The sequence below is a fragment of the Marinilactibacillus psychrotolerans genome, from assembly GCF_900101525.1.
GTDB lineage: Bacteria > Bacillota > Bacilli > Lactobacillales > Carnobacteriaceae_A > Marinilactibacillus > Marinilactibacillus psychrotolerans.
On the sequence record NZ_FMZD01000021.1, the window covers coordinates 18,959 to 39,924 of the forward strand.

Here is a 20,966-nt window from a genome sequence, read left to right on the forward strand (position 1 = left end):
AGAAGTATTTCTGTAAAAAAAATGTATTATGAACCTCACGTTAAAAAAGCCATAAGGAATCAATAAAAGGATCTATTGAGTCTTTATCGCTTTTTTATCGTTGAAAAGTTGGAAATCAATCACAAGAATCCACATCACTTATTTAAATCATTACTCTTTAATCATCCTAAAATTCATAGAAAAGCTATCTATTGTTTTACTTTCGTAGATCACCATTTTTATCGTAATTTTCCTATAATCATTTGCAATAGCAGCAGTCCCCACATTCCTGATAGATACACGTACAACCACCCAACTTCTATCTGCTGGATACCAGAGAAGCTTAAAGCGAACACACTTATACTGCAAATCAATAAAAACAAAAATGCTGACCAAGCCATTGCATTTATTATATTGTTGAAGGTTCTTTCATCGTTCTCGGGTACATTATGCTTTCTCTTTTTCAACTTATACCATCTTAAATATAGAAATCCTACACTAAAAAGAACAATACCTGTTACCGCTGAAAAAAATATCGTCCAAAAATCTCCTTGCTCAGATTCAATTATGGGTTTCGCTATCCATACACCTATTACCATGCAAATCGAAAAGAATATCTGTATGATTACTAGAGTCAAATACTCTTTTTTCTTTTCTTTGTTCACTTTCTTTCACTCCTTAATTCAAATAATTCTTCTATTGGAACATCAAAATAGTTTAATAATTTCAACGCTAATTCTAAGCTGGGATTGTATTTATGTTTTTCAATTGCGGTGATCGTTTGTCTTGTAATCTGAAGATCTTCCGCCATCTTTACTTGAGTAATTCCTTTCTCTAACCGAATTTCCCGAATATGATTAATAACTGGCATATTTGCCTCCTATAATACGTAAAGATATCTTTACATTTATTCTAACTTAATTATCCATCTATGTAAAGGTACCTTTACATAGAAAAAGCAGAAACTCTTTGTAAGTTTTCTGCTTCTTATCTATTTTTTCAGAAATGTATAATAAATGGCTTTTGATATTTGGTAAAAGGCAAATAAAAGAATCAACCCTCCCAGCAGCATAACTGTATTTAAAATAAAGGTTGCAAATACAGACCCTCTATTCGCAAAATAAAGAAAAACAAAGAAAATCAATATTGGATTATTACTGCTATCCCAAATTTTTTCTTTTAACTTTTTCCAAAATCCCATTACTTAAACACCCCTTAAAATAAAAATCTGTTATAAGTAATTTCTTGATCGTTTCTTTAATTTTTTTCAGCTTTTAGTGTGTCTATATATATTAGCTTCTATTAGCGAAAGACCTAGAGATTCTCGAACTCGTTTCACTGCTGTTACATTTTTATCTGCTTTCAACAATTGTCTTAATTCATTATTTAATGAATCATTTGTTATCGTTGACTGAGCTGCAAGTTGACTTACAGTATAGTTTAATTTTTTTACTTGTTGCTCTAGTTTGGTTAGTGCGCTAAGCAAGTAAAGCACAATAAATGACAGTACGATAGAGATGAAATTAAACTCCATCCTTATACCTCTTTTCTATAAATAGATTAATCTTCGATTTTTTTATAATAGATCGAATTATTTGATTATCAATTATTTACTATTCTGTTTAATCCCACTATTCAACTCAATGATCTGTTGCAATTCTTCAAAAGTAGCTACTTCGAAATCGGGGATTATTTCTGTGGCATTTTCGTTTTTAAAAGGATTAAACCAGATATTTCTAATTCCAGAATTTATTGCTCCTTGTATATCAGAACGCAAAGAATCTCCAATCATTAGTGTATTTTGTGTTTTCATTCCTTTATTTCTATCCATCAGAATCTCAAAAAACTTCTGATGTGGTTTAGCATAGCCAATTTCCTCTGAAATAACAACATCTTCGAAAAACGGCTCTAAGCCGGTCCCTTTTAATCGGCTTCTTTGAGTAGACGATTTACCATTTGTTCCAGCTACGACTTGAAAATTTTGCTTTTTCAACTGTTCCAACATTTCTTTGGCACCCTTTAGCACAAAGAAATTCTGATCAAGGTAACTTCGGTATTCCGATTCGAGGAGTCTACCATCTTTTTCAATTCCAAATTCTTGATAAGTTTTTGAAAAACGAGTTTCTAACAACTCTTTAGCTGACGCACCCTCTTCAATTCGGCTCCAGATTCTACCATTTACTCTTTGAAAAATTGGCAGCCATTGGTCAAAACGAACCTCCGGCACCATATGTTTCTTAAAAATTTTATTCAATCCTTCTTGTTCGCCTTTTTTAAAATCCAGAATCGTATCATCTAAATCGAAAATTAAATAATTTTTATAACTCATCTTAAATCCTCCATTAAATTCTCTATCATTCTATTGTAACGAAATTTATTCATTAGTCTATAACCTATCTCAGTTTATGAATAAATGATATACTCAGTTGTAGAAAACAGTTTTTAATAAGGAGCTTGCTATATGACTACCCCTACTATCACTTTAATGGATGCTTATATGATGGAAACACTTTTTTCAAAGGGCATTCAAAAAGAAGATTTCCTTCATACAATGAAAGAAAGAAAATTAGATAAATATATGTATTTTGATGATTCTTTTGACTATTCAGAATTAAACTCTTCTGTAAAAGATAAAGAAGATTTGTTTGAAGATGCGATTAAAAAAAATCAATATACTATTAGTTATTTAACAATCGGAGGATTGAAAAATCTTCTTAACATCAAATATGGATTTGTAGAAGAAAAAGATTATATTCTATATGATCAAAAATTAGAAAATTTAACAGTTGATCATAAGCAGCTAAAAGAAATCAAAGCATTGGTCAAGTCAGCATGGCGTGTTATAGAATCTGGTAAAAAATCTGATGATTCAATGACTATTTCTATTTCGCACGTGAGTATATTATAATAACCGTATCTCATCGGTCTGTTTTATTGCATGCTAGGTCAACAAACAACTGTGGTTTTAATCCTTTCCAACAATGTAGACTATTCTACATTGTTTTTATTTCGCTTTTTATTCTAATTAACAAATAAATAGTCAGAGTTAGCAATATTATACGACAGCAGATTTTTTAATCGCTTAATAATATTAAGTTTTCCTTGAAAATAAATTATTTTATACTCTTAAACATAACTATACCAATTGCTTTTTTTGTTGGTTATTTACTCTGTTTACTCTCTATCCAAAGCATGGTATCTTCATAGCTGTAATTTCATTTATGATTTTATCCATAAGAGACTAAGGAGTGTAAAATAAATGCATCCACGAATAGAATCTGATTCAATTGGTACTTTACCTATTCCTAGCAATGCGTATTATGGTGTACAGACATTACGAGCGAAACATAACTTTCCAATCTCTGGCGAAAAACTGCATCTATCCTTTATAAAGAATCTTGCTGTAATAAAGAAAGCAGCTGCAATAACAAACTATCAGGAGCAAAATATATCTGCTGATATTGCTGAAGCAATTTGTAAGGCCAGCGATGAAATCATTGCAGGTAAATTCCATGCAGAATTTATCGTAGATGCTATCCAAGGTGGGGCTGGAACTTCTGCAAACATGAATATGAATGAAGTCTTATCCCACCGTGCCAGTGAAATACTTGGAGGAACAAAAGATACTTATGATCTTGTCCATCCCAATGACCACGTCAACTGTTCACAATCAACAAATGACGTTTTTCCTACTGCTGGCAAACTAACTATTTTAGAACTTATGCCTAATCTAATTACAAATCTTTCCTATTTAGAAAACTTGTTAGATCAAAAGGCTGAAGAGTTTTCAGATGTAATTAAGATGGGGAGAACTCAACTACAGGATGCCGTTCCAACAACATTAGGGCATTCTTTCCACGCTTATCAATCTGCTATTTCTAGGGGTATTTATCATTTAATAAAAGCAACGGATGAAATGCACACACTCAATATCGGGGCTACAGCAATTGGTAACGGAATCAATACTTCTCAGGGATATTCTAAAGCAATCGTTCAAAATTTGGCTCAAGAATTAAATTTACCTTTAAAACAAGCCAGTGACTTGTACGATGCTACTCAAAATGTAGATAGCTTTGTCCAGGTATCCGGTGCTGTAAAAACCGTTGCAGTGATCCTTTCAAAAATGAGTAACGATCTAAGGTTACTATCAAGTGGGCCAAAGACAGGATTCGGTGAGATTAACTTGCCAGATAAACAAAATGGCTCCTCCATTATGCCTGGTAAAGTTAATCCCGTTATTCCAGAAGTTGTTTCACAAGTCGCTTTTCAAGTTATTGGTAATGACGTTACCATTACTATGGCAGCTGAAGCCGGTCAATTAGAACTAAATCCTTTTGAACCGATTATCTTTCGTAATTTATTTAGTTCCATTGAACTTTTAACCAACGCTACCTTAACACTGGCAGATAACTGTATCGCTGGCATTACTGTTAATGAAGAACATTGCCTTGAACAAGTAGAAAAAAGTACTGGAATCGCTACTGCCCTTTGTCCATTTATCGGCTATAAAAGAGCAAGTGAAATCGCAAAAGAATCTCTAAAAACAGGACTATCTATCCGAACCATTCTTTTAGAAAAAAATTGGTTAAACAAAGAAAAAATTGATGAAATTTTAGATTTAAAAAATATTGCTGAAGGAAAGATGCCTTCAATTAATTTATCACAATCAATTTTAACTTAAAAATCGAACTATACCAAAATCTAATCATACTTAAAAATCGGATTTGGCTAATGCTTAAATGGGACAGTTTTTTTACTAATCTATTATCAATAATATTCAGAAATTGAATCTTTTAAACCTCTATAATAACTAACTATAATGTAAACTAATCTAAAAATAATCAAAATTTTTGTTGACAGTCTATTACTTCTCTTGCTATAGTAATGACCAACAAGAAATATTAAATAAAAACACGTAAAAGATAAGTACATTTTGGAAATCTTTGTAGAGAGCCCTGTCTGGTGAAAAAGGGTAAGGTGAAAAATCTGGAAAATGGTCTTTTTTAAAACTCAGAAAGTTATTCTATCTTTTTGAGTTAACGTAGAATGAATGAGTTTTTAGGAACAAGTTCATTACGGTTACACCCGTTACAGTGTCACAGTATCAAACACATTTAGTGTGTCGTACTGTTTGAGGCAATGAGAAGCAATTCCATTGTAAAACAAGGTGGTAACACGAATTTGACTATTTCGTCCTTGAAGGAGATTCGCAAGAAGCGGATTTCTTTCAAGGACTTTTTTTATACACAAAACTATATTTAAACGCTATAGAGATGAGTAAATGACACTAGAGTAAGTACAGAGAGCCTGTAATCGCTGAAAGCAGGTTTACTCAAAGACATTGAATATGGTCTCTTCCCTATTGGAGAATTTTCAATCAGTGGGCATAGTGGGATACCAAGTCTATTAAGATCAGGCTATCACGGTTGCACCCGTTATCTTGCACGAGTATAAATCTTTTGTACTTAGTGAGGTAAGATTCGTGAGAATCTTATAAACAAAGGTGGTAACACGACAACGTTCGTCCTTTGATAAACCAGTATCGTGCTATTTGAATAGCATGATGCTGGTTTATCAAAGGGCGTTTTTTATTGTCTAACGTATCAGCTGCAAAGAAGATAAGGAGGAAAAACAATTGATAGAATTAAAAAATATCGATGTTCAATTCAAAACTAAAAGTAAAGAAATATATGCAGTACAAGATGTCTCTATACAAATTAATAAAGGAGACATATTTGGGATTGTCGGTTATTCTGGCGCAGGAAAAAGTACCCTAGTTAGAACAATCAATCTACTGCAGCGTCCTACCAATGGCAGCGTTCGTGTAAGTGGAAAACAATTGTTAGATTTAAGTCCTGAAAAGCTACGCCAAGAACGAAAAAAAATCGGAATGATCTTTCAGCATTTCAACTTAATGAATGCTCGAACAGTTTCCGGAAACGTTCATTATGCTTTACGTTCAAGTCCTTTGTCCGATAAACAAAAAAATGAAAAAGTAGCAGAGCTTTTAGAACTTGTAGGATTAGCAGATAAGCACGACGTCTATCCTTCTCAACTTTCTGGTGGGCAGAAACAACGCGTTGGGATTGCTAGATCATTGGCAAATGATCCGGAAGTATTGCTTTGTGATGAAGCAACCAGTGCTTTAGACCCTAAAACCACTCTTTCTATTTTGGAATTACTAAAAGATTTAAATGAGAAACTTAACTTAACCATCGTTATCATTACTCACGAAATGGAAGTCATTAAAGAGGTCTGCAACAAAGTAGCGGTTATGGAAGAAGGCTCAGTCGTTGAACAAGGTGATGTCGTTTCAATCTTTACAGATCCACAGAATCCTTTGACACAAGAATTTATCAATACAGCTACTCATATTGATCAAGCTTTAGAAAAACTGGCTAAACATCCATCGCTACTCAATTTGAATAGAGAAGATACTATTGCTCGGCTATCTTTTGTTGGAGAAAGCACAAATGAACCACTAATATCCAGTCTATATTCTAAATTTGCCGTTTCAACAAACATTCTTTATGGAAATATAGAAATCCTACACGATACACCGATTGGAAATCTGATTGTTGTCTTAAATGGAACCACTTCTCAGCAACAACAAGCGATTCATTTTTTAGAGTCACAATCTGTAACCGTCCAACAGCTGGAACACATTCATATAGATGAGAAAGCAAAAGTAGTTCCTCTAAATAGAAAACAGGTTATTTAATAGCAGACTTACAAGAGAAGGAGTAATGATATGAATGAATTAACTGATTTTATTAAAAATATTGCACCCAACGTCTGGGAAATTAGAGTGCGCGTTCTAGAAAGTACTTGGGAAACTATCTATATGATTCTCGTGTCTGCACTAGTTGCCGGGATTATAGGAGTGATTATCGGGGTTATTTTAGTCATAACAAATAAAAGAGGAATAAAAGAGAATATCCGTTTTTACAATCACTTAGAACGGTTAATCAATACTTTCCGATCGGTCCCTTTTATTATCTTACTAGCCCTAATCGCACCATTTACAAGACTTGTTGTCGGAACAACAATCGGGACAACAGCTGCAATCGTTCCGATCATTGTAGGCATTATTCCTTTCTACTCTCGTCAAGTTGAAAATGCTTTGCTGGAAGTGGATCCGGGTATTGTAGAAGCTGCACAATCAATGGGCTCCTCTCCTCTTGAAATTATATTTGGCGTTTATTTAAAAGAAGGACTTCCTTCTCTTGTCCGTGTATCTGCGGTTTCCATCATCAATCTTATTGGATTGACAACAATGGCAGGCGTAATTGGAGGCGGCGGCTTAGGAGATCTCGCTATTGCTAGAGGGTATAATCGGTTCCAAATGGATGTTACCATTATCTCCACTCTCTTAATTATGATCATCGTTTTTATTACTCAGTGGATCGGACGTATATTAATTAAAAGTACCACCCATTAGATACAAAAAATTAAAATAAAGAAATGAGGACTTTAGGATGAAAAAGAAATTTTTAGTATTATTTAGTTTACTACTTACGATTGTATTGGCGGCTTGTGGGAATGATGGTGAAACCGTTCGTTTAGGGGTTGTTGGAGAAAATAATGAACCTTGGGAACATGTAAAAGAAGTAGTTGCAGAAGAAGGAATCGATTTAGAAATTGTTACGTTCTCAGATTACCAAACTCCTAATACAGCATTGGCTGAAGGCGACTTAGATTTAAATGCATTCCAGACTGTCATTTTTTTAGATTCTTTCAATGAAGATACTGGAAACGACCTAACGCCAATAGCAGATACTACATTAAATCCTTTAGGAGTATATTCTGAACAAGTAGAAGAGATAACGGACATTCAAGAAGGCGATACGATTACTATCCCAAATGATGCATCAAATGAAGGCCGTGCACTAATCCTGCTTCAATCTGCGGGTTTGATCGAAGTCGATCCAGAAAAAGGTAACTATCCTCTTATTGAAGATATTACAAATAATCCATTGAACTTGGACATTGTGGCTATTGCCAGTAATCAGACGGCACGTTCATTGAGTGATACAACAGCTGCCGTAATCAACGTCGGAATGGCCGTTGATGCTGGATATATCCCATCAGAAGACGCTATTTTCCTAGAATCAGCTGAAGGAAATACTGAACCTTATATCAATGCAATTGTTACACGCTCTGATGAAACAGAAAACGAAACTTATCAAAAAATCATTGATGCCTATCAGACAGACGAAGTAAAAGAAATTATCGCAGAAACAACTCAAAATTCTTCTATTCCTGTTTGGTAATAATGATCATGATTAAGAACACTTAGATATACTGTCTAAGTGTTCTTTTATTTAAAGCAACTTAAATAAGGTAGAGTTGCACCCTATTAGTCAGCCACTCTTTAGATTAGAGAAAATACATTATATATTTTCTTCGTATCTTTTTAATAGTTGTTGATAATGAAGGTAGAGTAAAGTAAAGCGGTTATTACTTTTTTCATTCCATGGTTTAGGTTTACCACAATAATGTAAAATAACCGTATTTCCTGCTACCCAATGAGTGTTATGAGCCCCAAAACTTCTGGTAAAATAGGCACTGCTTTGCCTGGTATCATAGTTCCATATTTCTTCGGGAATTTCTTTTGTAAATTCTCCATAAAGGTAATTCATTACATCTTGATCTGGAAGCAGTAAATAATCACTATATTTTCTTATTGTATCGTAAATATCTTCTATTTGAACTTTACTTCTTGCTTGTTCTACATCTATTACCATAATTCCTGAATTAAAATACCCACGATTTGTACCCAAACGAATATTGTTGATTCCCTTAGTAATATTAGTCAACCCAGAATGCGTAGCCGCAGCTAGTATATTCCCCTCCAGATCCACTTCCCACAGCTCCTTAATGGAATTAATAATTAAAGTGTCAGGATCTAAATAAATGACTCTTTTTACACTCTCTGGTAATAAGTTTCCACAAGCAAGTCTGTAATACATTTCTTTTGGGTAACGTTCTGCTGTAGGCGCATCAGAAAATAAATCCTGAGGGACTTTAATAACCTTCAATTCCATTTCGTAAAATTTTAATAAAGTCTGCAATGATCGCAGTTTTTCTGAAGAAATTCTTTCATGGATTAGCCAAATTCTAAAATCTGTTTGCCTATTATTTTGGTGTAATGAGGTTAACATTACTTTTAATGGGTCTAAGTAACTTTCATCTAATGTGACAAGAATATCTATTTTATCTTTCAAGTTTAAGAACCTCTTCCTATACTGAGCTGAATTTCAATCTGATTTTATGTAATTCCTAATTTGACATGCTGGTATAGCTATTTTTTTGCACTTTTTAAATTTAAGTATAAATGATTAGTTAGCTAATTTAATTTATCTTTTGTTTCTCTATCCAATTCTGCTCTTAACTTTTTAAAATCTATTAACCTTTAACTAGTACTACGTAATCTATCATTTGCCGTTACCTTTTTCCGTTTATTGTCCTAAGTATACAAAAAGAAGCTAAAAATAAAAAGGAAGTTTGACTAATTTATTCTCAGTCAAACTTCCTTTTTTATTGTTTTAATGTATCGCACTTTTTGTTTTAACAATTTGTTTTTCAACTATTAGCATAAAAGCATCGCTCACAATAACCTTTCACAATTGCTAAAGTTGGGACATCAGTTATCTTTTTCACTTTACAAATAGAATTACTCATCTTATTTTTTTTGAGTCTTTTACGATTTAAATTGCTCAATTTGTTGCACTAGCTTTTCACTTGAAACTTGCAGATCTTCTGCAGATGTTGTTACCATCTCTAATGCTGTCAATTGTTCTGTAGCAGATGCACTCACTTCTTCTGAAGCAGCGGCACTTTCCTCCATCACCACTGCAATTTCTGCAATAGCTGATACTACTTTCTCTTTGTTTACTTCGATATCCTTAATATGACTTGTCATATCTGATACAAGTTTACTCATGGTCGTATTGCTTTTAGCAATCTCCCCAAATGATGCTACCGTTTCTTCTGTTATTTCAAATTGTTCAATGGATAGTTTTCTTGCATTAGCCATTTCACCTGTAACAGCTATCGTTTTTGTCTGAATATCTTTCATAGAATCACGAATATCTCTAGTAGCTTCGGCAGTCTGTTCAGCCAACTTTCGCACTTCTTCAGCTACAACCGCAAAACCACGTCCGTGCTCTCCCGCCTGTGCTGCTTCTATTGAAGCATTTAATGCAAGTAAATTGGTCTTTTCAGAAATCGCTGCAATTGTACCCACTACTGAGGCAACTTCAGTCATTTGTTCCGAAAGATCTTGCACAACCTCTTCAACATGACCAATCATTTCATCCGTCTGCTCAGCTTTCACTTGGAGCACACTTGTCTTCTCGCTACCTTTCTGATTCGTTTCATCTACTTTTTCAGATTGTTGATGCAACGAATCTGAAATAACCGTTAAGGCAGATAATTTCTCAGATAGTACAGTCGTTTTGTTAGAGGACTCCTCTGCAGCTGCTGCTGCGTTTGTTGTTCCTTCTGCTACATCTTGAATTGCGCGACTAATTTGTTCGCTGGAAGCCATTGTTTCTTCTGATATAGCACTCAATTGAGATACAGCATCTGAAGAAGTGTGAACAGATTCTCTTACTGAAGCAATCAAATTCTGAAGGTTTGTTACCATCAAGTTAAAACTAGTAGTTAACTCACCCGTTTCATCTTTAGAAGTCACAGTTAACTGTCTTGATAAATCGCCTTCCGCAACATGCTTCACTTCTTCGTTTAACGCACGAATCGGTTTTGTAATTTTTGAAGCCAGTACATACATTGCTACTGTCGTTAGAATAATCAAAACGACCGCAATTAAAACTACATTTCTTAGTAGTGCATTTACACCAGCATAAACCTCTGATTCTGGCAACACGAGTCCTAACTTCCAGCCATTTTGAGCTAGTGTAGTATAAGACACGACTGCATCTCCATCAGCGTATGCAACACGTTCTGTGCCACTATCTTCAAATTCCCCACTGATTTCCTGTAATACAGGATCGTCTTCAATCGTTTCAGCATCACGGTGAGCAAGCAATGTCCCATTTTCATCCATTAGAAAAGCCCAACCATTTTTACCAACTTCTATGTTCTGCGCTAATGCCAAAATTGCTTCAGCATTCATATCACTAGAGACTGCCCCCAATAGCGTTCCTTCTTCTGTATAAAAAGGTGTCCCTGTTGTAACCAGTACCGTATCAAGTGCTTCATCATAATAAGGTGCAGTCCAAGTTGCGCCTTGTGCTTCAACGCCAGCTGTATACCATTCCTGTGAAGGATAATTGTAATCGGCATTGGCATACTCGTCTGTATAGGCAATCTCTTCCCCATCTCTAAAACTATATGGACCAAAAAATTCGGTATCCTCGTCATAAGCGTACGGCTCAAACCAGACACCAATACCAAACGTTGCATCATTCATACCTATTAAACGCTCTTGTAAAGACTGATAATCTTCTTCATTAAATGTCGTTCCTTTTTGACCTGCAACTTCAGCCAACGCTTCCCCAATTCGTTGGTGTTCTGCCAGCAGTGTCTCCATATCTCCTGCTGTTTCTCCCGCTTGTCGAGCAAGACGACTCTCAATCTCTTCCTCGATTTCATTTTTAGCGAATATATAGCTCAGTCCTGAAATAACTAACACAACAATAATCATGATCGGAATAAAGCTCAATATTTTTGTTTTGATAGACATTTTCATCTTACCCTCTCCTTTTCCTATCTATAAATTCACTATCGGAAGAGAGAAGAAGGTGATTAAGTTATGATGAGTTATCTAAACAAATTATCATTTTCACATGCTTTTTTCTGTCACAAATTAATCTAACATACAAAATAGCTTAGAGAATCAGTTTAACTACTAATAATTCCCAGATTTTCTAGATTAATTGACTACCAATATATTCAAACAAAAAAAAGCAGTAAACCTCTCAAGTAATCGAACAAGGCTCTAAAATATCCAAGCTTGAAGGGAGTGTTGTGGAAAAATAAAAACCGCTAATGAAAATGTTGATTCAACCTTTGCTATAAAAACGTTAAGAAAAAAAGGAATTTCAAAAAAATTTCATGATAACGTTTGAAAATGTAAAAATCCCTCTTGCGACTGCCCCACTACCAACTAAAGAAAAGCAATAAACTCCTCACCGCTATATTCCTTTTCGTTTTCCTTCGATATATGCAGGTATTTATTCATTTGAGAATTGGATAGCAATAGATTGCATTTCACTTTTATAGTTAATATCTGAAAAACTTATCGAACTAAGATCCTTATTCTCATAGGTATCTCCATCAATCTTAAATTCCGTGGCACCTTCTTTAATATAGTCTATTAACGCAACAGCTTCTTCATTAGTAATGACATACTCTTCTGGAAAATTATCCTTATAAAACAACGTAGTTTCTATATTCTTCATTTTCATTCCTCCAAATTTTTATATACATTAGATTATATACTAATTAAAGAAGATGGTTCCCCTCTAGTCAAAAACAGTTAGAAAAAGAGCAGAATAACTATCTGCTCTTTTGTTTATTACTTATTCAAATTTAATAATAGATTTTTAAGCTGGCAAAAGTCTCTCTATCTTAACGCATAACTGATCCGCCTGATAGGATGATATTTTCTCCTATGATGTTTTCAGCTGCATCAGATAATAGATAAGCAATGGTGTTCGCAACTTCCTCTGCATTTGTAATACGTCCAGTGGGTAGTTTTTCGCTTTCGATTTTAAACTGTTCTTCAAAGCTATGACCTTCTCGTTCGCCTTTAGAACGGATACCGTTTCTGCCCATTTCCGTATCTACATATCCTGGGCAGACACCATTGACCCTTACATTATGTTCAATCGCTTCCAGTGCAAATGACTGGGTGAATCCATTAAGTGCAAATTTTGATCCCGTATACGCCGTTCCGCCATAGGTTCCTCTTATGCCAGAAAGAGAAGAAACATTCACGATGGATCCTTTTTTATCTTTTTTCATCGTTTTATAGATTCTTTGAGTCAAAAGAATCGGAACGGTGTGGTTTAAGTACATTACGCGCTCCAACTCTTCTTGTGTCAACTCTTCTAGAATCCCTCCGCCAGTCATACCCGCTGAGTTCACTAATAAGGAAACTGATCCAAATTTTTCTTCTGCCGCTTGCACTAAATTTTCTCTATCAGATGTATCGGTCAAGTCCGCAACATACCGCATAACTTTTGCATTCGGCGTCTTACTTTCAATTTCTTCTTTCAGTTCGTTTAGGACATCTTCTTTTCTACCTGTAATCGTGACATTCGCACCCATAGCAGCAAGTACTTTCGCAGTCTCACTACCAATCCCTCCGGTCGCTCCTGTAACTAACGCATGCTGCCCTTTAAAAACATCAGATGAAAAAATAGACATAATCTTCCTCCTACAGTGTTTGATTTAGTAATCATTTATACTTAAATTGTGGCATAAAACAAGTCTATTATCTAATATTATGTATCATCCTATGTATTCAATCGTTCAAATCACTTAAACAATTCTTCCCGTCAGGTACCAATTTTACTCAAAGCGAAAAAAGGAGAGGTTCGCTCTAAGACCGAACCTCTCCTATGTTTTTTGAGTAATTGACACTATTATTGATACAACGATGCTCCGTTTGTACCAATTACATCTTTATACCAGTAGAACGATTTTTTCTTGATTCTATCGTACGTTCCTTTACCGTAGTCATCAATATCTACGTAAATAAATCCATATCGTTTTTCCATTTGACTCGTTGAGGCACTAATAAAGTCTGTACATCCCCAAGATGTGTACCCCATGATCTCTACCCCATCTTTAATCGCTTCGTTCATCGCTTTAAAGTGAGATTGGAAGTAGCCGATTCGGTAGTCATCTTGTATTGAACCATCTTCTTCGACAGTATCTTTTGCACCAATTCCATTTTCAACAATAAATAACGGAATACGGTAACGATCATATAAATCTACTAATGATATTCGAAGCCCTCTTGGGTCAATTTGCCAGCCCCAATCTGATGTCTCCAAGTAAGGATTCTTAACACCAGTCGTTAAATTCCCGCCAACTTTTTCACGCTCATCTGCGTGGACAGAAGCAACCATAGACATATAGTAGCTGAATGATAAGAAATCTACCGTATGATTTTTTATGATTTCCTCGTCACCTTCAGCGAAAGTAATGTTAAAGCCTTTTTCTTCCCACTCATTTTTTATAAATGTAGGATACTCACCGAAGACTTGAACGTCAGCATAAAACGAATTTTCTCTGTTTTCTTTTTGAGCCAGCAACACATCTTCAGGATTACAGGTTTCAGGATATGTCATTCGCTTCGTTAACATAGCACCTACTTGACCATTTGGTTGAACTATATGGATATATTCTGTGATCAGTGAACTCGCAACAAATTGATGATGAAGTGCTTGATAGATTGCTTCTTCTGCTTTTTGTTTATTGTCATATTTATCTTCCAGCACTCCAACTGTTGTAAATGGATGACGGAATACACTATCAATTTCATTGAACGTCAACCAATATTTTACTAGGTCTTTATATTCATCTACGACAATTTTAGAGAAATGAACAAAGCTATCTACCACTTCGCGTCCTACCCAACCATCGTATTCATTGACTAGATAGAGTGGCATTTCGTAGTGAGACAGCGTCACTAATGGTTCGATATCCAGTCGATTCATTTCTTCTAGAACGTTTCTGTAGAAATCTAGTCCCTTTTGATTTGGCTTTTCTTCAATTCCGTTTGGAAAGATTCTTGTCCATCCTATTGAGATGCGTAACGTTTTGAATCCCATTTCTTTAAATAAAGCAAGATCTTCTTTGTAACGATGATAGAAGTCGTTCCCACGTCTTTTCGGATGATAAATCGTATCATCCGTTTCCATCGCCTCTTTCACATCTTCAGAGCTGACGTGCCACTGACTAACATAATCTTCTTTTGAAATATTTGGCTTGAACTTTGCTACATCGGCTACGGACATCCCTTTTCCATCAATATTCCAAGCACCTTCTGCTTGATTTGCTGCTAATGCGCCTCCCCATAAAAATTTTTTTGGAAAGTAACTCTTCATGATTTTTTTCGCTCCTTCTGTAACTTTTATTCTTTTTTAGTTAAATGAATATAGTCTAAATTCTTACCATTTGTTTCAATAATCTGTTTATAGTAGTCATAGCTTTTTTTCTTGCGACGTTCTCTTGTTCCTGATCCATCATTATTTTTATCTACATAGACGAACCCATATCTTTTTTCCATTTCTCCAGTTCCAGCTGAAACGATATCGATTGGTCCCCACCACGTATAACCAAGGATTATACAACCATCTTTAATCGCTTCTTTCATCATTTCAACATGATCTTTCAAGTACATCATTCTTTCCGTATCTTCAATCGAACCATCTTCTTTAATTTCATCAATCACACCAATACCATTTTCTACGATGAACAATGGTTTTTGGTAACGATCAGTCAATTCATTACAAACATATCTAAGTGCGAGTGGATCAATTGGCCATCCCCAATTTGTTTCTTTCAAATAAGGATTTTTCTTTCCTAATATTCCACCAGTATTGCCAAGAATTTTCATTCCTGCTTCATGCAAAGAACTTCTGTAAAAGCTGAAGCCCAGATAGTCACAAGTCCCTTGCTTGATGAATTCAAAATCCTCAGGTTCGGTATCTAATTCTATATTATTCTCTTTTTTTATTCGTTCAAAGTAGGCTGGATATTCTCCTCTAAGGTGAACATCACTATAGAACAAAGATCTTCTACGTAATTCATTCGCTTCAAAAACATCTTCCGGGTTACAAGTAGCCGGGTAGATTGGACTCAAAGAAAGCATACAGCCAATCTGATTATCTTTATCTATTTCATGTCCAATCAGCACCGCTTTGGCACTAGCTACGAACATATTATGACTAGCCTGATAAATCACTTGTAATGGTTGCTCTGTTTTCTCTGTTACGTGTATTCCTGCTCCAAACAGAGGTAACGTGTGTGCATGATTGATTTCATTAAAAGTCATCCAATAGCGAACCAGCCCCTTATATCTTTCGAAAACAGTCCGACAATAGTTTTCAAAAAATTGAATCAGTTTTCGATTTTTCCATCCTCCATACTCTTTTACTAAATGTAAAGGTGTTTCAAAATGTGAGAGCGTAATGACAGGTTCCATTCCGTATTCTCTTAATGTTTTAAACATTTCTTCATAGAATGCTAGACCTTCCTCGTTTGGCTCTGACTCGTCTCCATTAGGAAAAATTCTCGTCCATGCAATAGACGTTCGAAAACACTGTAGACCCATACCAGCTAAAAGCTGAATGTCTTCTTTGTAGGTATGGTAAAAATCAATTGCTTCATGACTAGGATAAAAGACACCTTCTTTTACTTCTAGAGTTAAATCATTAAATCGATTGGGCCCGACAGGAAGAATATCTGTCACACTTAATCCTTTTCCACCTTCTCGGTAACCACCCTCTGCTTGATTCGCAGCAATGGCTCCTCCCCATAAGAAATTTTTTGGAAATACAGACACACTTACACTCCTTTTCCTACTAAATCAATAATGACATCCTGATTAGTTGCTGTAATTGGTGTCATTAAATTAATTTCTTTTACTTGATCCATATTCGTAATACAGACCATTACTGTTGGATCATATCCTTTTTGCTTAATTAAGTCTAAATCGAATTCAACTAAGATCTGACCTTTTTTCACTTTATCTCCTTGTTTTACTTTTACTTCGAAACCTTCGCCGTTTAAGGCAACTGTTTCAATACCAATGTGGATCAGACACTCATAACCACCCGTTGTCTTGATACCAATGGCATGTCCAGTAGGAAAGACCGTTTCAATTACACCATCTGCTGGTGCTTTAACCGTTCCATTATCTGGTATAATCCCTACACCATCTCCCATTGCTTTTTGGGAAAAGACTGGATCATTCACTTCGCTAATAGGTATCACTTTTCCAGAGACAGGTGCTGAGATTGAATGATCATCCGCCTGTTTGCTTGTCTTTTCAGTTGCTGGTTCTCTATCCGTATCTTCTTTGAATCCTAGTATATAGGTTAATATCGCTGACCCAACAAAGGCTCCTGTGATTCCGATCAGATAGTAGATAAATGTTGGTCCGGCAAACGCTGGAAACGTTGTAATGGCAGGAAAAACGTAGACACTAGCCGTTGTTCCCATTGCCCCTATAAATGCTCCGGCAATACCGCCTACGATTGTCTGCGCAATCAGGGGACGCTTGAACTTAACGGATAATCCATAAACGATTGGTTCTGTAATGCCTCCAAGTAAAGCTGGCATCATAGAAGAAATTGCTAAGGCTTTAGTATCTTTATTTTTACTTCTCATAAATACACCTAAAGCTACCCCCGCACTTGCAAACGTTGCTGCTGCTACCATAGGCCGAATGGGATCTTCTCCGTACAAAGCGATATTGTTTAACATGATTGGGACAACTCCCCAATGTACACCTGTCATAACTAAGAAAGTCCAACCTGCTCCAAGAATAGCTCCAGCTAGTAGGCCACTTCTTGCACTAGCAAAATTGATTAAGCTTCCTATTCCGTCACCTAAGAATACACCTATTGGACCAATCACAATGACCGTTAGCGGAACCATAATCAAAAGCGCTACCAATGATAAGGCGAAAATTTCAATATTTTTAGGAATAAATTTCTTTAATTGTTTTTCAAGTAATGAATACATATAAACAGATATAATTGCTGGAATAACCGTTGATGTGTATGACATGAGATAAGTAGGAATTCCCACAAAATCGACCACTGCTCCCGTCTCAGTGACTAGACCCGTAAAATTAGGCTCTAGTAATGCGCCTACAATCGCTACAGAAATATATGGATTGGCTTTAAATACTCTCGCAGCACTGAATGCTAAAAAGATTGGAAGAAAATAAAAGACACTATTTCCAGCAGCTGCAAGAATACTATACGTACTACTCTCTTGACTCATACCAAGATAAGAGGTACAAAGAACTAACAAAGCTTTTAACATTCCGGCTCCAGCAAGTGCAATAATGATTGGATTGAAAATAGATGAAATGACATTGAAGAAACGAATAATTGGATTCCCTTTTTCTCCTTGGTCTCTATTTTCTTCTTTAGGGTCTGATTCAAGTGCATTTTCAATAGAATGATTTTTCATAACAGCCTCAAACATATTTTCAACCTCGTTACCAATAACAACCTGATACTGTCCATTTGCTTGTACTACAGATAATACTTCAGGCATAGCATCTAATGTTGCTTTGTCTGTTTTGGAAGTATCCTTCAACTTAAATCTTAATCTTGTGACACAGTGATATAAATTAATAATATTACTTTCTCCACCAACAGCGTTCACAATTTTTTCTGCAGGAGCCGTATAATCTTTCTTAGCCATAATCTTTTCTCCTTTTTCTTTTCAATTTTTCGATGGCCATCATCTTGATATGTTATAGTATAGTGTAGAAACCACAGAAATTAGTAAAAGTTCGCAAAATGGAAACCGCTTTATTTTATAAGTATCGTATAATTAAATACATAATATTGTTAGGAGGAAAAATTATGGGCCTACTCATTCATCGTTTAATTACCATACTAAACACAGAAGATCCAGACTCCACCAACTATCACATTGCACTAACTTTAGTATTACACTATACAAAAATCAGTTGTTCTTCTATAAAAGAAATTGCCGATCTATGCAGCGTATCTAAATCTACGATTTCAAAATTTGCCCGTACCATCGGTTTTGATGATTATTACCATCTCAAAGAAAGTGCCCCCTTTATTGAAAATCGTTTTCACTTTAGTTTGAATTACCTAACAAATATACTTGGTACAATTGACGGTGAAGGTATAGCACCTTATTTTAATGCTATCACTAAAGACATCAATTATTTTAAAGAGAATCTCGATTTAGAAACGATTGATCACTTAGCAAAAGATCTCGTGAGATACGATCAAGTTTATGCATTTGGCTTACTGTTCTCTGAGACGGCAGCTGTTGATTTACAGTACAAACTGGCTTACCTACAAAAATTCATTGTTACTCGTCAAGAAGATACAGAACAAGAGCGAATTATTGAAACAGCTACAGCCGACAAATTAATCATTATTTTTTCCAACTCTGGAGATTACGTTAAAAAACACCAATTAAAACACCTCTCTGCCAGGCAAAAGATTTTTGAAAAATCTAATGCAAAGATTGTATTGATCACGTCTAATCCAGAAATGATGGAAAACGAAAATATTGATTACTGTATTTTATTCCATCACGAAACAAATATGCAGACCCACCACTTTATGTATCAGATCATCACAGATATGATTGCTTTAAGATACCGTTACTTTTCAACTAAACAAATAAAAGAGTAAAAGCTGGGTAGCTTTTACTCTTTTATTTTGTCTATAAACTTCGTAATAGTTGTGTACTTAATATAGTTCCTAAATAATATGGTCTTGTACATTTTTAGGTATTGCAAGTAATAATATTGCAGCAATAACTATAACCAATACAATCATAAAAATAATAGTATAACCTAAAGCTTCAGAAAAAATGTCCCTACTAGGTTTTAATTCTGAAATAGGAATATCGTATCTTTCCATAAAAAAATTATATGTAAGTGACAATAATAATGTTATCCCAACAACCAGTATAGTCCGTGCTCGCAACCTTTTCGCTAACTCCTCTGATATCAGAAATACTCTATCACCAACTGTCATTTGGTTTTTTGTTCATTTTTTTATCATTATAATGACTGGATGCGCTCAAATTAAGCTCAGCGAACCCGATCTTACCGGTTATGTAATACATAAAAATGATAGCTCTTTGTTAATCGTTAGTAATGTGGCTGTAGATTACAGTTCTACAGATGGCAGCAAGGAATTCTACGACGCAGTCAGTGCAAATAATACCCCTGAAAATGTTGAGACGGGTGATTTAGTAGAAGTCTGGTACGATGGTATTGTTCTGGAATCTTACCCTGCTCAGGAAGAGATTAGATCTTTAAATATCATCTCTAGTGAACAACCTGAAGGGGCTATTTAAGTGAACCTGAAGTAATAAGTAAAGTCTTATCCCAATATTCACCAGAAGATCACCCTCTAGCTGTAAAAACAGTATCCTACAGCGAGGATCAAAACACTTGGTCCATTGTCTTGAAAACCTTATTTGATGATACCGAATACTCTCATGATATTCTTGACAAATAATAGAATCAGTAGCCCATTTTTAAATAGCAAGAAGATACTTTTTATTTGTCTCGTAGAATGATAGCTTAAAAATATTAGCGTCTTGGTTATGGAAAACAGACTCTCTAGCAAATAATTGAATTAGTAAAATCAAAACACCTCGGTCAAGCAATAGCTTTTATTCTATCAATAACCTCTAAAATCAAATCGTTTATCCACTATATCTATCTACAGGTTTTCAAAAAATGGGAATTAGAGATGTTGCCGGAGATGATCTTTTGAGAATACAATTTTCGTCTTGCCATTAAAAAGAAGGACGAATTTAATTTTGAATTAAAAAAATAATAAATTTTAATTTTAATAATTCCATATACCTACATTTAAAAATATCTAAGGAGACTATTCTTGAGTGAAACATATTATATAGTAAAAGAAATTATAAAAGCGAATTATAAAGAGCGATATGGTAGTAGTATAAGACAAAGAGGTTTAATAATAGCTATTTTTATCACTTTTGGTTTTTCTGTTCTTTCTTTCTTTCTTTCTTTCTTTCTTTCTTTCTTTCTTTCTTTCTTTCTTTCTTTCTTTCTTTCTTTCTATAAATTTTATAATATCTTTGGGAAAATATTCTTAATTATCTCAATAATTTCTTTAGTTTTTTTTTATTATAAACTATACAAAGAATTGAAGGTTATTAATCACGAGCCTACCGAGTTAATTACGAACATGAAGCAATCACTGATAAATAACAAAATTAATTCAGTGAAACTA

Annotated in this window: 21 protein-coding genes; 8 read left to right on the forward strand and 13 right to left on the reverse strand. The window is 34.8% G+C overall.

Annotated elements, in window-relative coordinates; genetic code table 11:
* Positions 1-218 precede the first annotated feature (218 nt).
* The 5 genes from BLT22_RS10135 to BLT22_RS10155 all read right to left on the reverse strand — a co-directional run bounded on the left by BLT22_RS10135 (position 219) and on the right by BLT22_RS10155 (position 2,308).
* Complete coding sequence (locus BLT22_RS10135; protein WP_091762999.1) at positions 219-644, reverse strand: hypothetical protein; 426 nt, start codon at positions 642-644, stop codon at positions 219-221.
* The gene (locus BLT22_RS10140) at positions 641-850 is read right to left on the reverse strand and encodes a helix-turn-helix transcriptional regulator (RefSeq protein WP_091763001.1); all 210 of its coding nucleotides are present in this window, start codon (positions 848-850) and stop codon (positions 641-643) included. Before BLT22_RS10140 ends, BLT22_RS10135 begins: the two co-directional genes overlap by 4 nt.
* A 120-nt stretch (positions 851-970) precedes the next feature.
* Positions 971-1,180 (reverse strand): hypothetical protein, encoded by a 210-nt coding sequence (locus BLT22_RS10145; protein WP_091763003.1) that lies wholly within the window; start codon positions 1,178-1,180, stop codon positions 971-973.
* 66 nt (positions 1,181-1,246) lie between these two features.
* Positions 1,247-1,513, reverse strand: a complete 267-nt coding sequence (locus BLT22_RS10150) for a hypothetical protein (protein ID WP_091763005.1) — start codon at positions 1,511-1,513, stop codon at positions 1,247-1,249.
* A gap of 72 nt (positions 1,514-1,585) precedes the next feature.
* Entirely contained in the window at positions 1,586-2,308 is a 723-nt protein-coding gene (locus BLT22_RS10155) for a YjjG family noncanonical pyrimidine nucleotidase (protein ID WP_091763007.1), read from the reverse strand.
* A gap of 132 nt (positions 2,309-2,440) precedes the next feature.
* Between BLT22_RS10155 and BLT22_RS10160 the strand changes: the two genes are divergently transcribed.
* The 5 genes from BLT22_RS10160 (at position 2,441) to BLT22_RS10180 (ending at position 8,252) form a co-directional block, all read left to right on the forward strand.
* The gene (locus tag BLT22_RS10160) at positions 2,441-2,887 is read left to right on the forward strand and encodes a hypothetical protein (RefSeq protein ID WP_091763010.1); all 447 of its coding nucleotides are present in this window, start codon (positions 2,441-2,443) and stop codon (positions 2,885-2,887) included.
* A gap of 351 nt (positions 2,888-3,238) precedes the next feature.
* Positions 3,239-4,660 carry an aspartate ammonia-lyase gene (locus BLT22_RS10165; RefSeq protein WP_091763011.1) on the forward strand — a complete coding sequence of 474 codons (1,422 nt, stop codon included), beginning with the start codon at positions 3,239-3,241 and terminating at the stop codon, positions 4,658-4,660.
* A gap of 954 nt (positions 4,661-5,614) precedes the next feature.
* Positions 5,615-6,700, forward strand: a complete 1,086-nt coding sequence (locus tag BLT22_RS10170) for a methionine ABC transporter ATP-binding protein (protein WP_091763013.1) — start codon at positions 5,615-5,617, stop codon at positions 6,698-6,700.
* A 30-nt stretch (positions 6,701-6,730) separates the two neighbouring features.
* Positions 6,731-7,420, forward strand: coding sequence for a methionine ABC transporter permease (locus tag BLT22_RS10175; protein ID WP_091763015.1), 690 nt, complete (start codon positions 6,731-6,733; stop codon positions 7,418-7,420).
* Positions 7,421-7,457: 37 nt separating this feature from the next.
* The gene (locus BLT22_RS10180; RefSeq protein WP_091763017.1) at positions 7,458-8,252 is read left to right on the forward strand and encodes a MetQ/NlpA family ABC transporter substrate-binding protein; all 795 of its coding nucleotides are present in this window, start codon (positions 7,458-7,460) and stop codon (positions 8,250-8,252) included.
* A 120-nt stretch (positions 8,253-8,372) separates the two neighbouring features.
* On the opposite strand, the gene BLT22_RS10185 is transcribed toward BLT22_RS10180, so the two are convergent.
* The 7 genes from BLT22_RS10185 to BLT22_RS10215 all read right to left on the reverse strand — a co-directional run bounded on the left by BLT22_RS10185 (position 8,373) and on the right by BLT22_RS10215 (position 18,402).
* On the reverse strand, positions 8,373-9,206 hold the full coding sequence (locus BLT22_RS10185) for a glycosyltransferase family 8 protein (protein ID WP_091763019.1): 834 nt from the start codon (positions 9,204-9,206) through the stop codon (positions 8,373-8,375).
* A 476-nt stretch (positions 9,207-9,682) separates the two neighbouring features.
* Complete coding sequence (locus BLT22_RS10190; protein WP_091763021.1) at positions 9,683-11,695, reverse strand: methyl-accepting chemotaxis protein; 2,013 nt, start codon at positions 11,693-11,695, stop codon at positions 9,683-9,685.
* 484 nt (positions 11,696-12,179) lie between these two features.
* The gene (locus BLT22_RS10195; protein ID WP_091763023.1) at positions 12,180-12,407 is read right to left on the reverse strand and encodes a hypothetical protein; all 228 of its coding nucleotides are present in this window, start codon (positions 12,405-12,407) and stop codon (positions 12,180-12,182) included.
* 169 nt (positions 12,408-12,576) lie between these two features.
* Complete coding sequence (locus BLT22_RS10200; RefSeq protein ID WP_091763025.1) at positions 12,577-13,377, reverse strand: SDR family NAD(P)-dependent oxidoreductase; 801 nt, start codon at positions 13,375-13,377, stop codon at positions 12,577-12,579.
* A 218-nt stretch (positions 13,378-13,595) separates the two neighbouring features.
* Positions 13,596-15,065: a glycoside hydrolase family 1 protein gene (locus tag BLT22_RS10205; RefSeq protein ID WP_176935455.1), complete on the reverse strand. Its 1,470-nt coding sequence runs from the start codon at positions 15,063-15,065 to the stop codon at positions 13,596-13,598.
* Between the two features lie 26 nt (positions 15,066-15,091).
* Positions 15,092-16,525: a family 1 glycosylhydrolase gene (locus BLT22_RS10210; RefSeq protein ID WP_091763029.1), complete on the reverse strand. Its 1,434-nt coding sequence runs from the start codon at positions 16,523-16,525 to the stop codon at positions 15,092-15,094.
* A 2-nt stretch (positions 16,526-16,527) separates the two neighbouring features.
* Entirely contained in the window at positions 16,528-18,402 is a 1,875-nt protein-coding gene (locus tag BLT22_RS10215; protein WP_091763031.1) for a beta-glucoside-specific PTS transporter subunit IIABC, read from the reverse strand.
* Between the two features lie 164 nt (positions 18,403-18,566).
* Between BLT22_RS10215 and BLT22_RS10220 the strand changes: the two genes are divergently transcribed.
* Positions 18,567-19,379: a MurR/RpiR family transcriptional regulator gene (locus BLT22_RS10220; protein WP_091763033.1), complete on the forward strand. Its 813-nt coding sequence runs from the start codon at positions 18,567-18,569 to the stop codon at positions 19,377-19,379.
* 69 nt (positions 19,380-19,448) lie between these two features.
* On the opposite strand, the gene BLT22_RS12385 is transcribed toward BLT22_RS10220, so the two are convergent.
* Complete coding sequence (locus BLT22_RS12385) at positions 19,449-19,676, reverse strand: hypothetical protein (RefSeq protein ID WP_176935457.1); 228 nt, start codon at positions 19,674-19,676, stop codon at positions 19,449-19,451.
* 82 nt (positions 19,677-19,758) lie between these two features.
* Here BLT22_RS12385 and BLT22_RS12390 point away from each other — a divergent pair, with 82 nt between their 5' ends.
* Both BLT22_RS12390 and BLT22_RS12455 read left to right on the forward strand, forming a co-directional pair.
* On the forward strand, positions 19,759-20,052 hold the full coding sequence (locus BLT22_RS12390; RefSeq protein ID WP_220727614.1) for a DUF3221 domain-containing protein: 294 nt from the start codon (positions 19,759-19,761) through the stop codon (positions 20,050-20,052).
* 548 nt (positions 20,053-20,600) lie between these two features.
* A partial coding sequence (locus BLT22_RS12455) for a hypothetical protein (protein WP_218127273.1) occupies positions 20,601-20,966 on the forward strand: 366 nt, incomplete at its 3' end.

Excerpts from the sequence above, each read along its gene's own strand:
- BLT22_RS10140 (WP_091763001.1), bottom strand. The coding sequence starts at position 850 with ATGCCAGTTATTAATCATATTCGGGAAATTCGGTTAGAGAAAGGAATT.
- BLT22_RS10145 (WP_091763003.1), bottom strand. The coding sequence starts at position 1,180 with ATGGGATTTTGGAAAAAGTTAAAAGAAAAAATTTGGGATAGCAGTAAT.
- BLT22_RS10150 (WP_091763005.1), bottom strand. The coding sequence starts at position 1,513 with ATGGAGTTTAATTTCATCTCTATCGTACTGTCATTTATTGTGCTTTAC.
- BLT22_RS10155 (WP_091763007.1), bottom strand. The coding sequence starts at position 2,308 with ATGAGTTATAAAAATTATTTAATTTTCGATTTAGATGATACGATTCTG.
- BLT22_RS10160 (WP_091763010.1), top strand. The coding sequence starts at position 2,441 with ATGACTACCCCTACTATCACTTTAATGGATGCTTATATGATGGAAACA.
- BLT22_RS10165 (WP_091763011.1), top strand. The coding sequence starts at position 3,239 with ATGCATCCACGAATAGAATCTGATTCAATTGGTACTTTACCTATTCCT.
- BLT22_RS10175 (WP_091763015.1), top strand. The coding sequence starts at position 6,731 with ATGAATGAATTAACTGATTTTATTAAAAATATTGCACCCAACGTCTGG.
- BLT22_RS10180 (WP_091763017.1), top strand. The coding sequence starts at position 7,458 with ATGAAAAAGAAATTTTTAGTATTATTTAGTTTACTACTTACGATTGTA.
- BLT22_RS10190 (WP_091763021.1), bottom strand. The coding sequence starts at position 11,695 with ATGAAAATGTCTATCAAAACAAAAATATTGAGCTTTATTCCGATCATG.
- BLT22_RS10195 (WP_091763023.1), bottom strand. The coding sequence starts at position 12,407 with ATGAAGAATATAGAAACTACGTTGTTTTATAAGGATAATTTTCCAGAA.
- BLT22_RS10200 (WP_091763025.1), bottom strand. The coding sequence starts at position 13,377 with ATGTCTATTTTTTCATCTGATGTTTTTAAAGGGCAGCATGCGTTAGTT.
- BLT22_RS10205 (WP_176935455.1), bottom strand. The coding sequence starts at position 15,065 with ATGAAGAGTTACTTTCCAAAAAAATTTTTATGGGGAGGCGCATTAGCA.
- BLT22_RS10215 (WP_091763031.1), bottom strand. The coding sequence starts at position 18,402 with ATGGCTAAGAAAGATTATACGGCTCCTGCAGAAAAAATTGTGAACGCT.
- BLT22_RS10220 (WP_091763033.1), top strand. The coding sequence starts at position 18,567 with ATGGGCCTACTCATTCATCGTTTAATTACCATACTAAACACAGAAGAT.
- BLT22_RS12390 (WP_220727614.1), top strand. The coding sequence starts at position 19,759 with ATGACTGGATGCGCTCAAATTAAGCTCAGCGAACCCGATCTTACCGGT.